Source organism: Methanosarcina sp. UBA289, assembly GCA_002496565.1.
GTDB lineage: Archaea > Halobacteriota > Methanosarcinia > Methanosarcinales > Methanosarcinaceae > Methanosarcina.
Map to the genome: position 1 here is coordinate 472 of DAKJ01000029.1, position 13,724 is coordinate 14,195.

The window sequence follows — 13,724 nt, forward strand, 5'->3', positions numbered from 1 at the left end:
TGCTTCTTCCTTTCTTCCCAGATCATAAAGAGAGTTCCATATATCGATATTTTTTGAATCTGCCTCTATGAAGTTATCATAAGCTTTTAGCTTTTTGTCCGTTACGAAGATCTCAACTTTCTTTTTAAAGAAATCTTTAAATCCCAATTTTACCTGCCTCCAATGCCAACTTTAATGATAAGGAGAATTTAAATTTCATTTAAGAGTGGATTTTAAACTTCATTTTCAATAATAGTAAAAGTTACGCACTTGAGATGTAAAACCAAGCACATGAGAGCCTGGCAAGAAGATCATACTTTGGAGAGTTTGGTGCTTCATGCTACTAGTTTTTTGTTCAACTGCGTAAGTCCTAAATAGATTATATTTCTTAGTAAGTTTTTAGCAGTTTGGGCAAATTGACAGTTTACGATGTACAAGAGTATTTTTGTAAATAGCATGTGGAGTCATCATTCAACCTACTGAATTGTTTATCCTCCAAACTCCTTATCCCATTTCTCGTACTTATCGAGCTGCTCTTTCGTCAGAGGAGACCTTATCTTCTCAAAAGCTGCCTCGAAATATTCGTGTTTCAGGGGAGTTACATTCAGTTTTCTTTTACTAAGTTCTGCATAAGGGAGGTCTGCAAGACTGTCCAGGTCTTTGTTCTCCTGCTGGATCATGTTCCAGACTGCTTGCTGGCAGAGGTTCTGGAGATCACGGCCAGAGTAGCATTTTTCAACGCAGGCGGAGGCTAGTTTATCAAGGTCAAGTTTTGAGGCATCAAGGTCTTTGATGTGAATCTTGATGATCTCTTTACAGGCGGTTTTGTCCGGGAGAGACACTTTGATCCAACGCGGAAAGCGGGAGAGAACTGCAGGGTCTAGATCCCAGGGAGTGTTTGTTGCAGCCAGTGTTAGCAGAAGGCGGTCGCTTTTCTTATCCTGTAGGCCGTCGAGTTCTGAAAGTAGGGTTGAGAGTAGACGGCGTGAGGATTCGCTGATATCGCCTTCCCGCGAGAGGCTGATTGCATCAAATTCGTCTATGAAAACGATGGAAGGAGAATGTTTTCTTGCGGCAGAATATAGGGCAGAGACAAGCTTGGAGGATTCCCCGAAGTATTTAGAAAGTACCTTGTCAGCTTTGATATCAAAAAAGGTGGCATCAAGGCTGCCTGCTGCTGCAGCAGCAAGGAGGGTTTTTCCGGTTCCAGGGGGGCCAAAGAGCATGATGCCTTTCCAAGGTTTGATGGATTCAGGTTTTTGGAGACCTGCTATGGCAATTGTCTCTTTCATGAGGAGCTTTGCTTCTTCAAGGCCGCCAATGTCATCCCAGCGTACGTTTGATTTTGCGATAAGAGATTCGGCGTAGGAGATGAATTCGTCTCCGGCTTCTACTTCGTCTTCTTCTGAACTTCCATGCTCTCCCCCTCTCTTGTTCCCTGTTCCGCTTCCTATTTTCCTGCTTTCCCTTCCAGAACCTATAGGTACATTTTTCCTTTCCAGGATTGTATTTTTCACATTGTCGGCTAGTCGTTCCCATTTCTCTGCTTTTTTCAAATAGGCATCCTTCTGGGAAGGGATTTTTTCGGCCAGCACCTTCATGATTCTCGAACATTCCAGAGCCTTTTTCTTCGCTTGCCCGATATCTCCTCCGGCTTTCGCCTGTTTGTATTCTTCTGTTGCGTTTTCAAGGGAAGAGTACAGAGGGCCTGTTAGATCCACTTTCATTTCGTTTACCTCTTAATGTCTAGTGACTCGGAGCTATTAAGAACATAAAAACATTTTATTCTAGATTCCTTGGTCTGTACCCCTTGTTCTCATTTACTGCTTCTTCTGCTTCATCAGGCTCCAGGTCTCCTTCCCTGACAGCCCGGATTGCGCTCAGAATATCTTCAAGGTCGTCTTCCTGTTCGATCCCGATCTGCATGGCTGTGGAAGTCATATCAATTATTGAGGAGACGATTGAGTCTCTATCCTGAGCTTCCAGATTCTGGGTGACCAACCAGTTTTCAAGTTTCTCAGGCTCGAGCTTTTTGACCTTTTCCCAGACCCCTGCAGCCTGGAGGTCAGCTTTGTGCTCTTTTAAGATCAGTATGTTGGAAACAGCTCGTAGTTCCTTGTCAAGCTTGGCCTGAGCTGCGGTTTTCATCTCTTTCTTTTGGGATATCGTCTTTATGCGTCTGGCCAGTGTCAGTTCTTCACTTTTGGATTTGGAGGCTCTCGCTTTCTCAAAAAGTTTTGAGATCTCATTTTCCTCTTCTCGGACCTCGGTCTGGAGTTCTTCGATTTTGCGGTTCAGCTTAATCTCCATAACTCGAAGGTCTTCGGTCGTGGTAGACTCTACAGGGTCTTTGCTGCCGAATAGTTTTGAAAAGATGCCCATCCATTCCCTCCCTATTGCCTTTAATTCAGTTTTTCCAATTTGGGACCTTAATTTTAGCATTTCAGCTCGGAACTCAAGTTTGGAAATTAGAGTTTAAAACTTCAAGCTTAGAGTCCTTTTTCCTCCCTTTCCTTTTCAAGACTTTTTTCAAGGGAAAGGGTTTGTTCCACCTCATCCACATCTATAGCTCCGGATTCCACACTGCTCCATGCGTCTAGGAGCTGGTTTTCGGCTTCATCTTCCCCTGCTTCGAACTCCGTTATGTCCATCTCAAAAACCCTATTCAGATCATTTAAGACCTCTTCAAATTCTTTACCTGAAAGGTTGGTCTTGATAAGAGCGCTTTCAAAGTTTTCGGACCCTATGTTGCCGATCTTGTCCCAGATCTTATTCTTTTTAAGATCCTGTTCGTACTTCTTGACTACAATAAGGTTTGAGACGAACATGTGCTGCTTGTTAATAGTCGAGAAATTTTTGAGTTTGAGCCGGGCTTCCGTGTCGAGTTGCTTAATTTCCTGGGCAAGCATTTTTTTTTTAATCATGTCTGCCCCCACTCCTTCCTGAAACTTTTGCTTCTTGTCTTTCTCGATCTTATTGATATCTTTCCTGAGTCTTTCCATGCGATTTTTCAGACGGATCTCCTCTTCCTGGAGGTCCCGGGGGTTCAGCTTATCAACCGGGTTCTTCTTAAATGAATACATTAGATCTTTGAGTGCCATGCTCTTCACCTGATAATTTTTCTTAATTTATTTCTTGAATTCTAAATCTTATTTTCCAGTTTCCATTTTTCTAAGTTTTTGTAAATTGTATTTCGATGTTTTATTTGTTAAATCTCATTCCACTGGAGTAACCTGTTCTGTTCACAAATTCGAAAATTAATTCTTCTTTGTCAGCAGGTTCATCTTCTTTAATTTGTTATGAGATTTTAACTCTAATAGTATATCTAAAAAGGGCTTAGTTTCCTTTTAAGTGTTAACATATTATTTGTGAGTATTATCTCTATATTAAGATTTCTCCAATTTGGATGATTATTGTTTGTCTTCTAAATATATGAATTAGATTTATTGGTTTATTCCTCTAAATTCTCCAAAACGGAGGAATATTTATATAGTGATAATACTTTAACTCTCTAAAGATGGAATATCTGTTTACTATTGATTACAGTTCGGATGCTGAACGCAAACGGATAGATTACACCGTCGAGCGGTGGGGCGACAGGGCAAAAATAAAAAAGCCAAAAGGATCAGTGTTGCTTTTCGAAGGTCCAGACGTAGACGAGTTTATCGAGGATCTTTATTCTAGGCTCGATACCGATGCCGGAAAGGTAGAAATATACAGGGTAGAACCTTACGAGCCTGCGGTTGAAAAACAGAGCAGGAAACTTGTCTACGAGAGTCCGGAGCGTTTTGAAGCCGTGCAGAGCTTCCTGAATTACCTTATGAGCAAGCTTGGGGCGAGTTTTGAATACTCCCGCGAGAATGCTATCTACTATACTGCTTACACGAAAAAAGGACAGGCACAAATAGAAATTCGCTGGGTTGGCTGCACACGCAGGGATGAGGAAGAGGAAAGAAACCTGCGTTTTGTGGTCAGCGTCGAAGGATATGGAAATGTTGTAGATTTTATTGCTGAAAAACTTGATGAAGAAATAAGTATTTTCCTGGGAAGGTAAGGTGGATAAATTGTTTGCAGAGGGAAATATCGAATGTGTTGAGAAACTTCTGAAGCCCGCAAGAAGGGTGCTCAAAGTCGGGATGCCCGTAAAGCACGATGCCTTTGAGCAGAGGGTCGAGCTCTGGAACAAAATCCGGATGAACTACGACAGTTACCTAGATGAGGAGTGTGACACATTTCTGAAGGATCTAGACCAGCACTTCTGTTCTCTTTTTGACGGGGCGCTCCTGGTGCTTGCGGCAAGTTTCCGGGAAAACGGGGAATTTTTTGGGGCTGCAAATATCTTCAGTGATAAAGAAGTCAAACTTTTTCGAAATATTGAACGTTATAATCTCTTTGAGATCCTCTCTGCAGATGACATAAGAAAAAAGCTTATTCAAAAGGATGACAAAGTCCTTGAGCTTCTCAGGGATTATTACGTGTCTATGGACTCCTGGGTGGATGGACAGCTTGAAGACCCGAGTCTCAGGCTCACCCTCCGCTACTACCTCAAGAAAAAATGGGACGGTTACAAGGAAAAACTCAATCTGGCTGTAAGCAGTTCGGTCGTGGAACTCGATTGGTTAAAAAGTCTTATAGGTTCTTGGGAGCATGAGACTGAAAACAGGGTAGAACAGGTCGAAGAAAAGGTTAGAATGCCTGTTGCAGAAAAAACCCTTGCGGAAGGGAAAGGCACCCGCTACGTGAAGCTGGACGAAGTGAAACAGTACGAACTGAATTTTATCGGCAGGCTTGAGTACAGGCTGGGGAATAAAGTCACCTTCTCCAGCAGGACTTACAAAGTCGAAGAGCTCCGGGAAATCAAGCAGGTGGACACCTCCCGCTTTGCGGGAGTATCCGGGCTGAGCGCACAAGATTTGAAAAGTCTTCCAGAAAATCGCTCCCTAGTCGGCTTCTTGACGGAAAAGAAGCTGCTCGGGAAAAAACAGCGCTACAACCTGAAAGCTCTCTTCTCTGCAAGAGTCGAGAAGTATGCTGAAGTGGGTTTTGATACCGATCCCCTGGAACTCAAAGACCTCAATGCCTGCCTTGTGGATTCGCGGGACGAGGCAAAAGAAAAAGGAGAACGGGTCTTGCTTTGCCTGGCCTCTCCCACCGGGTTTGAAGCTTCTGTCGGCAAATACATCTCAAGCGAAAACTTCCACAGGAACTTCCTCTCAAAATATCTCTCAGTCTGCCTACTCGACCTTGAAACCGGAAAGCAGCTCTACAATCCCCATGATGAGGTGGCAAAGGAGTTTGCAAAGCTCTGTGAACTTGAGACCGAGACCGAAAAGAATGAAAAACTGAAAATTTCCGTGAGAAAAACAATCGAAGACAGTTTCCTCTTGAACGATTTCGTAGTACTTGAGGACATTGTAAAAAGTTTTGGGAATTTCTTATTCCTGAAGTCTTTATTTTATGATTATGCGGACGAGAAGAGCTTGAAAATACAGTTCGTTAAGGATGTAGGGCTCGTCATGATGCAGGAGAACTCTTGAATTTAACGTGATTAAGCAATGGTGATTGGTTTAATTTTTATGGAAAGATAGTTCTCTCTATCACTCTAAGCATTTTCATGCCTTACTTTTTTCCTAATTTCTCTGCCTAGTACAACAGCATTCTTGAACCTCACTCGAGAGCATCGTAAAAATTCTAGACATTATAAAATTATACCACTTGCTGAAATTCGAATCGAAGAGTTTATTAAGAGTGTATCTTATACCCTGCTACATTAGCAACTTTATTCATAAATATAAAATGCGGCAACTATTCAGATATCCGTAGCAACATCAAGAGACTTAATTTACATGCTTAGTGCCTAAATATTAAGCGCATATGTATAGTAATGGAAGTGTATAAGGTCAATAGATCACAATTTTAAAAGTTTGTTACTAAGATATGTGCTTAAACTTAAGTGGATACTTCGATATCATAAAACGTTTATGCGCCTAAAATACGGAACTTAAGTTACGTTATTTGTTATGCACAATACATCCCAGTCAATTTGAATAGTTACAATTTTGGTAATCATAGACTTTTGCAACGTCCTAAACAAGTTAAGATTAGGGTTGTTAATTGGAACAAAATTCAAAATCGAAGTTAAGTTTTTGGGTTGTGAAACTATGAATAGTTATCAGGAAACGATGCAAGTTCCATGTCGAAACTATTTTATGATAAAATATAGCAAATTATTGATTATATTTTTTTTACTAAGTTCTACTTTTCAGATCGTTGCTGCTGAAACATATTTTGATCAAAATGAGGATTTGCTCAGACGAATAAGTATAAATAATATTCAAATGTTAATCCAGGCTGGAGATAGAGATTATAAATTAGGCTTTTATAAATCGTCCTTAGTTAATTATGATAAAGCTTTAGCATCTGACCCTTCCAATGTGGAGGCCCTGACTAAAAAAGGAAGATGTCTTAATAAGTTAGGTCGGTATGATGAAGCTATAAGTTGTTGTGAGAAAGTTCTGGAACTAGACCCAAGTAATGAAGATGCAGTGGATAACTTGGAATTTGCTTTGAATGAAAAGGCAAGTGATTTAGAGAAATTAGGTCTGTATGACAAAGCTATAGACTGTTATGAGAAAGTTCTGGAACTGGATTCAGATGATAAAGATGCTTTGAATAACATAGGAAATTGCTATAGAGAATCAGGAAAGTCCGAAGAAGCACTTAATTATCATGATAGAGCTCTCGAACTGGATTCGAAGTACACTGTTGCCTGGAACAGCAAAGGAGATACGCTTGGTAAGTTGGGTAGATATGATGAGGCTAGAAAATGCTATGAAAAGGTGGCTCTTGATCTGGACCCATATGATAAAAGAGCTTGGAATAATATAGGATATTGTTATAGAGAATCAGGCAAACCAGAAGATGCCTTGCAATATCATGATAGAGCTCTGGATTTGGATCAAGACTATGCAACTGCCTGGTATAGTAAAGGGCTTACATTTAAAGAATTAAAACAGAACAAAGATGCCATAAGGTGTTATGAGAAAGCTATAAAATTGTACCCAAAGTACACAGCTGCTTGGTATAATAAAGGGGTTGCTCTGAATGAAATTGGGAAGTACAAAGAAGCAGAAATTTGCTATGAGGAAGTTACAAAACTGGACTCAGAGTATATACATGCTTGGTGTGGCAAAGGCGATGCTCTAACTGGTTTGGGTAAGTATCAAGAAGCAATACTAGATTATGATGTCGAGCTAAAAAAGAATCCAGAATGCATAAATGCTTTATGTGGTAAAGGAAATGCTCTCAGTGGTTTAGGCCAATATGAACAAGCAATATCATATTATAATAAAGTCTTCTCCCTTGATCCGTACTTTGAAAAAGCTCAGGAAGGCAAAAAAAATGCTATTGATAAATTGGAGCGAGAGAATAAGCTCGATGGAATAAAATTGGGAATTAAAGACAATAATTTCATTCTGCTGACTGCATCAGTAATTGCGCTCTTTTCCATTATAAAACTGAAGAGAAAACGGGGGAGAGACACACCTCAATTTTTACCTTCCGGGCCAAATTTATATGAGAAAGATAACGAGTTTGTACCGCCTATCAAGTCAAAAGAGGGCAACAAAGAGCCCTATACGAGAAATGTAGTGCCTCCGAGAGATGCTACTTTTCATTTAGGGGGATTCCCTTCAAGACTACTTTCTAAGTATGAGCCTCTCGAAATGATTGGAGAAGGTGGGTTTGCAAAAGTTTTCAAAGCAAAAAGAAAGGAAGACGGAAAAGTTATCGCTCTCAAAGTCCCGCAAATTGATGAGAGCAAGAGTTCTTTTTTCATAAACGAAGTTGCTGCTTGGTATAACCTAAGTCACCCAAACATAGTTATGTTGTATAAAGCCGATATGCTGCCTGTACCTTACCTGGAGATGGAGTATGTTGAAGGGGTGGAAAAGAATGGCGTTTTTGTCCGAGAACTTGGGAAGTACCCTAAACCACTGTCTGAAACTGAAGCTTTGAAAATTATCCGGGGGATTGCCGCAGGACTTTCCCATGCCCATTCTATGAATGTCTATCATCGCGATATAAAACCCATGAACGTTCTGCTCCAGAGCGACCTTAATCCGAAGATCACGGATTTTGGGATTGCAAAGCTTGGGGCAAGAAACTCCTTTACTTCTCACAATGCTTGCTCTCTTATGTATGCAGCCCCGGAACAAATTGACCGGAAGACCTATGGGGAACCAGACTACAGGACTGACATCTATCAGTTAGGAGTTGTTTTTTACGAGTTGCTCTGCGGAGAGTTGCCTTATAATGCGTCTTATCCGGAAGAAATTCTATTCCATACCTGCTCCCCTGATATAAGACCCGTGACAATCTCAGAGCACAGGCCTGAATTTTCCCTTTACGACGGGGTATTTGAAAAGCTTCTTGAGAAGAGGAAAGAAAACAGGTTCCAGAACGTAGCAGATTTCATGGATGCTCTTGAAGCCATTGAGCTCCTTATACTTAAAGAAAAATTCTATGAGGATACTTTATCTAACACATCCGAATTTATTGCAACTGAGGTGAACAAAGATAAGATTCATAAGCTAGTTGTTATGGCAGTTGAAATGGCATCCGAACTTGTGCTCCTCTACGCAAAGAGTAACTATAAACCCGGATTGATCAAACATCTTAAAAAGCTATGTTCATATACCCTGGAACACAAAAGTGAACTTAGCGGGCTCCTTTTAAAACTCGATTACTACGTAAAAGAGGGTATTCCTGTTGGGGACAATTTAATTGAAGGCCTTGAGATCTTGCTTGCCAATATAGAAATGGAAGTGAAGAACCGGTGAGTTAAAAGAAAAAGGTACTGAATATTATTTTTTTTCTTTTTGTAATCTCAAGATTGTGAACGAAGCCTGTAATATCTGTATATCCAAATTAAAAGGCCAGTCCTTTGTTTGCTATTATTTCAAAAAAGATTCAATTTAACAGAAAAACAGAACATTTCTTGCTGTGTCCTTACACCTGAAAATTCCTTATCTGTCTACACTTACAGGTGAGGAATTCCCAGATATGTTTGATTCACGAATTTAGGAGGTATATCTGTCTTGGTGTCTTTTGAATGGGTATGTACATGTTAAATATATAAATATTTAATATTTGTTAATGATTTGTTATCGGATATTATCTTATTTAATATTCGTATTACAAATCCTATAAAATACAAATTCATGTTCATCTTGAATCAAATATCTAATTCCAACTATTAAATAATGAACACGAAGTAAAAAATGGAGTAATATTATACTAGGAGTAATATATACTGAAGGAGTAAAACAAAATACTGAGCATTATCGAAAAAATAAACGGAATAGGCTGCAAATGCAGAACATCCGAGGGAATGCTTTTGAGAGAGAATCCGAGTGCAGAAGCGATTGAAGCCTGGATTATACAGCTCAGGCGCGAATTTCACAGATACCCCGAACTCAGTTTTGAAGAATATGAAACCCAGAAGAGAATCCTGAAGATCCTTGGAGATCTGGGAATAGAAGCCAGAAAAATTGCGGATACCGGCGTACTTGCAACTATCCGTGGGAAATTACCCGGCCCATGTATTGCTCTTCGGTCCGATACTGATGGGTTGCAGGTACAGGAAGAATTAACCGAAAGAAATAGTGAGTATATCTCCAGAAATGAGGGAGTAATGCACGCCTGCGGGCATGACGGGCACATGGCAATGCTTTTTGGGGCTGCAAGGCTGTTTCAGGAAAATCTGGATTTTCCAGGAGAAGTTCACCTTATCTTCCAGCCCGCCGAAGAAATCCCACCAGGAGGTTCGGAGAGGGTAATTGCCGAAGGGGGACTTGAGGATGTGGACGCGGTTATGGGCATGCACATCTTTACTAATCACGAATCCGGAAGTGTAGGGCTCCGTCCTGGGTCTTTTATGGCAAGCACCAACAGGTTCGAAATTATCTTAACGGGAAAGGGAGGGCATATCTCAAAGCCCGAAAGCTGCATTGATCCTGTTCGAATGGCAACGGATTTTATGAGCAATTTTTACCCTGCCCTGGAAAAGCAGCTTGAGTCGGATAAGTATATTATTGGAGTGGGAAGGATTCGAGGAGGAGCCCAGTTCAATAGAATTCCTGATACTGTAGAGATTCTCGGAAGTTACCGCACCTTTGACAGGGAGACTACAGACATTATTGATAGGACGATAAAGGAATGCCTGGATGAGGTAGTAAAAAGATACGCAAAGCCAGGAGAAGAATTTTCAGGCTTCCCTGACTACGAACTTGATATATTACACGGCTATCCTGTTCTTGTGAATGATCCTGTGTTTACAGATGCTGTAAATTCAAAGCTGCAGGAGAGTTTCCCTGAACTTACAGTCTACCCTGAAATCGAAAAAACCTTTGCCGCCGAAGATTTTGCAAGTTATTTGCAGAAAGTTCCAGGAATTTTCATTTCGCTGGGTAACCGAAACCCGGAAAAAAAGATCCTGGAAATCAATCACTCATGTACATTCGATATTGATGAAGAGATCCTTATCACTGGCACGGAGATACTTTATACCGTTTCTCTGGACTTCCTTAAAAACCCGGAAAAATATCTCAATTCCCAGAGCAATTTCAACCTCGAACCCTTGAAAAAGAGACTGAAGACCGACAGGTGAAGAAGAAGTGAACTGTCCGCTGTGGAGTGAAATAAATGATAATCCAGAGATACGAGGATTCCAGAAAGGAAGAGGTCTGTGACGTTGTGCTTGGAGTTTTGATGGAGCATGGCTTTGAGCCCGACAGGCTAAAAGACGCCGACCTCAATGACATAAACGATTATTACTTTGGAAGCGGAGGCACATTTTTCGTGGGAATCGTCGATGATAAAGTCGTAGGCACAGCAGGCGTCCGAAAACTTGATCGAAATCTGTGCGAAATCCGACGTATTTATCTCAAAAAAGCCTTCAGGAGCAAAGGCTACGGAAAACAGCTCTTCAGGACTGCTCTCAATTTTACTGAGAAAAACTGCTCAGGCGTAGTCCTTAAAACTGATTCAACCCTCACGAAAGCGATAGACATGTATCTCAAGCACGGTTTCACTTTCCAGAAAGAAGAGAGAGGGTATATGTATTTCGAGAAAATGTTTTAACGCCCGAGCTCCGTCACCCGAGTCCTGTCTCGGGAGGACGGGGCCCTTTTCGCTGCCCGAATTTCGCTTCGGGAGCACGAGGCCCTTTTCGCTTTGCTCAAGAGGGCTGAATTATAATGAAGATACCAAGTTGAGCCAAGAAGACTGATTTATGGGACAGAAATTGTAGAATCTTCCGTATTTTCGTGGTCATTTAAATGACGTTTATTTTTCCGGATAAGGGCATGAGCTGCCTTCTTTTTCCTCAAGGGCTTGCAGGTATTCGAGAACTGCGAGGACGTATGCTGAGTGGGACCATGCAAGGGGGAGGACCGAAAGAGTTTTTCCTTTGTCATCAATCTGTTCGGACAGAAGGCCTGTTGGATGGGCGTGAGCTGCGCACCAGTCTAAGAGTTCGAGGGCGCGATCAAGGTTACCGACTGCGGAATGCCATTGTGAGAGCCAGAGAGTACAGATAATCCAGCTGTTCATATAGCCAAAATAAGTGTCGTGAAGATACCTGGCAATCCCGCCTGAAGGGCGCTTAAGTTCGCGTTCAATAGCTTCCATTGTCCGGACGACTCTGGGATCATCGGGTGGGAGAATCCCAAAGTACCAGACTGCAAAAACCGAAGAATCAAGAGTAGGATCGTTAAGTGAGCGGCGGAAACGCGTTAGTTGGTCATCGTAAAGTTTCTCAAGAATCGATGCCTTGATAAGGTCTGCAGCTTCCTTCCAAGAGTTTGCGTTGTCATAATCGCCAAGGGAGCGGGAGAGTTCATAGGCCCCATTGAGGCCGGCATAGACCGTACAAGCGCTGTAAGTATGCACGCCTTTTCGTTCTTCCCAGAGGTCAAAACTCGAAATTGGAAGGCCTGTTTCCAAATCAATTGATTTTACAAGATAGTTAGCTGTGGGGATTACAAGCCTTCTGTAGTATCTGCCTGTTGTCCAGACGCTCTTTGCAATCTCCCAGTTGTTATAGAGTGAATAAAGAGGAAGCCCTGTCTCATCTATCTGAATCATAGGGATAGGATGCCATGTGCTCCCGAAATCTCCAGCAGGCGTGTACTTGTGAAGGAAGTTACCTCTGGGGGTGATGGTTTTTGAGAAAAATTCAAATGTCTCAGTACTCAGGTGATGATACCGAGCTCTATCGAGTGCAAGGCAAACCCAGGCTGCATCCCTTGGCCAACAATAGGTGTAAAGGTCTGCTCCGAATTGCTTTATATCCGAATCGCAGGAAGCAATTATCGAGCCTGTAATATCCATGTGGGAGACAACTGCAAGGAGGCTCCTGTAAAAGCACTTTAAGACATTCTGAGGAAGCTGAGGCATCCGGGAAAATTCCGGGAGGACGGATACTCTCTCAATAAACGAATTCCAGAAATTGAAGTTAAGATGGAAGAGGGCTTTTCTTCCGGCTTCCTTTACCTGTTTATGTATCTGAAGAACGCTGCAGTACTTTTTCCCAAGAACAATCCAGTAGTGTACCCTTGTCGATTCTCCCGGCTTCAGTTCTGGAAGAGTCCAGCCAAGGGTGGAATCTACCGAGCCGTGGGCAACAGGGTTACCGCTAAGTGAAGCGTCATTTTCCATATCTCTCCAGGTACCCTCAAACTCTTTCCATTCTGCAGTCCCAACTGCATACTGGTCAAATACAGGGTCACTTGCGTGCAGAAAATAACGGTCGCGCTTGTAATGGATGAGCGTATGTTTATCAATTACAGCAGTTTCCCCAATTTTGGTCTCAAGAATCCTGTAGTTCTGGTTTGAGAAAAGACGCAGATGTTTGGATTTATTTGAGATATTCATGACCTCAAAAATCCTATAAAAAACATTTACCGAAGGATGGACAGCTTCCCAGACCGTAATTCTGAGCCCTATTTCGGGATTTTCGAACACCGTTTCTCCTATATTCGAGACAACTCCCCTGCAGACCTCCGGAATTTCCTGGTTGCTCTCATGAGTACCGTCTTTCCCTTGTAGAGTTTCCCTAAGCTCTCCATAGGTCTCAAGAAGACGCCTACAGAAGTCTGCCTTAAACTCGGATTTATATTTTTGTCGAATTTTCCAGTTTTCAAGCCAGCTGCAATAAAGGGAATCAAGATCGCATATGCCAACCTTTATCGAGTTACCATGATTTTCAAGCCCTACATATGGAAAATAAATATCCCTTATAGTTCCTTTTTCATCTTCACAAACCAGGATTCTTCCATTTCCGAAAATTAGCGGCCTAATTTCGGATACCTCCTGCTTTCCTTTGAATTTCCACTACCCCGTAATTTAACAATAACTCAGGTACGTAAAATCCAACCCATGTCTCGAAATATATTGGTTCTGTCAGATTGGATTCTCCTTCTTGGATATAACCCATCACGAGAAATGAAAGTATTACCTAAAATAGTTTAGTATAAAGAATTATTTTAAAACCAAATTAAAAAATCTTATAAGAACTGGATTTTAGCAAGAACTAGATTTTAGCCTTAAACATTCCTTCCTTAAAAGAGCCTGTAGAAAAGAAAGTTAACTATTGATTAACTTTTAAAGACAGTACCAAAAAGATACCTCACCTGAACTTTTCGCTGGCTGGAAAATAACGGTCGTGTCCCTAAGTTATTGAA

At 41.5% G+C, this 13,724-nt stretch carries 9 protein-coding genes; 5 read left to right on the forward strand and 4 right to left on the reverse strand.

The window, feature by feature from the left end:
• Window positions 1–467 precede the first annotated feature (467 nt).
• The 3 genes from BP549_RS15240 to BP549_RS15250 all read right to left on the reverse strand — a co-directional run bounded on the left by BP549_RS15240 (window position 468) and on the right by BP549_RS15250 (window position 3,080).
• Window positions 468–1,706, reverse strand: a complete 1,239-nt coding sequence (locus BP549_RS15240; RefSeq protein ID WP_292382048.1) for an ATP-binding protein — start codon at window positions 1,704–1,706, stop codon at window positions 468–470.
• 55 nt (window positions 1,707–1,761) lie between these two features.
• Entirely contained in the window at window positions 1,762–2,361 is a 600-nt protein-coding gene (locus tag BP549_RS15245; RefSeq protein ID WP_292382049.1) for a hypothetical protein, read from the reverse strand.
• 107 nt (window positions 2,362–2,468) lie between these two features.
• Window positions 2,469–3,080 carry a hypothetical protein gene (locus BP549_RS15250; RefSeq protein ID WP_292382050.1) on the reverse strand — a complete coding sequence of 204 codons (612 nt, stop codon included), beginning with the start codon at window positions 3,078–3,080 and terminating at the stop codon, window positions 2,469–2,471.
• A gap of 416 nt (window positions 3,081–3,496) precedes the next feature.
• Between BP549_RS15250 and BP549_RS15255 the strand changes: the two genes are divergently transcribed.
• The 5 genes from BP549_RS15255 (at window position 3,497) to BP549_RS15275 (ending at window position 11,121) form a co-directional block, all read left to right on the forward strand.
• Window positions 3,497–4,033, forward strand: coding sequence for a hypothetical protein (locus tag BP549_RS15255; RefSeq protein ID WP_292382052.1), 537 nt, complete (start codon window positions 3,497–3,499; stop codon window positions 4,031–4,033).
• Window position 4,034: 1 nt separating this feature from the next.
• Window positions 4,035–5,516, forward strand: a complete 1,482-nt coding sequence (locus tag BP549_RS15260) for a hypothetical protein (protein ID WP_292382054.1) — start codon at window positions 4,035–4,037, stop codon at window positions 5,514–5,516.
• Between the two features lie 801 nt (window positions 5,517–6,317).
• On the forward strand, window positions 6,318–8,819 hold the full coding sequence (locus BP549_RS15265) for a tetratricopeptide repeat protein (RefSeq protein ID WP_292382055.1): 2,502 nt from the start codon (window positions 6,318–6,320) through the stop codon (window positions 8,817–8,819).
• A 551-nt stretch (window positions 8,820–9,370) separates the two neighbouring features.
• Window positions 9,371–10,648 (forward strand): M20 metallopeptidase family protein, encoded by a 1,278-nt coding sequence (locus tag BP549_RS15270; protein ID WP_292382057.1) that lies wholly within the window; start codon window positions 9,371–9,373, stop codon window positions 10,646–10,648.
• A gap of 35 nt (window positions 10,649–10,683) precedes the next feature.
• Window positions 10,684–11,121 carry a GNAT family N-acetyltransferase gene (locus tag BP549_RS15275; protein WP_292382059.1) on the forward strand — a complete coding sequence of 146 codons (438 nt, stop codon included), beginning with the start codon at window positions 10,684–10,686 and terminating at the stop codon, window positions 11,119–11,121.
• A 204-nt stretch (window positions 11,122–11,325) separates the two neighbouring features.
• On the opposite strand, the gene BP549_RS15280 is transcribed toward BP549_RS15275, so the two are convergent.
• On the reverse strand, window positions 11,326–13,005 hold the full coding sequence (locus BP549_RS15280) for a glycoside hydrolase family 15 protein (RefSeq protein ID WP_292382061.1): 1,680 nt from the start codon (window positions 13,003–13,005) through the stop codon (window positions 11,326–11,328).
• Between the last annotated feature and the right edge of the window lie 719 nt (window positions 13,006–13,724).

What these genes read in the sequence shown, in the direction of transcription:
- BP549_RS15240 (WP_292382048.1), bottom strand. Translation starts at nt 1,706, where the DNA reads ATGAAAGTGGATCTAACAGGCCCTCTGTACTCTTCCCTTGAAAACGCA.
- BP549_RS15245 (WP_292382049.1), bottom strand. Translation starts at nt 2,361, where the DNA reads ATGGGCATCTTTTCAAAACTATTCGGCAGCAAAGACCCTGTAGAGTCT.
- BP549_RS15250 (WP_292382050.1), bottom strand. Translation starts at nt 3,080, where the DNA reads ATGGCACTCAAAGATCTAATGTATTCATTTAAGAAGAACCCGGTTGAT.
- BP549_RS15255 (WP_292382052.1), top strand. Translation starts at nt 3,497, where the DNA reads ATGGAATATCTGTTTACTATTGATTACAGTTCGGATGCTGAACGCAAA.
- BP549_RS15265 (WP_292382055.1), top strand. Translation starts at nt 6,318, where the DNA reads ATGTTAATCCAGGCTGGAGATAGAGATTATAAATTAGGCTTTTATAAA.
- BP549_RS15270 (WP_292382057.1), top strand. Translation starts at nt 9,371, where the DNA reads ATGCTTTTGAGAGAGAATCCGAGTGCAGAAGCGATTGAAGCCTGGATT.
- BP549_RS15275 (WP_292382059.1), top strand. Translation starts at nt 10,684, where the DNA reads ATGATAATCCAGAGATACGAGGATTCCAGAAAGGAAGAGGTCTGTGAC.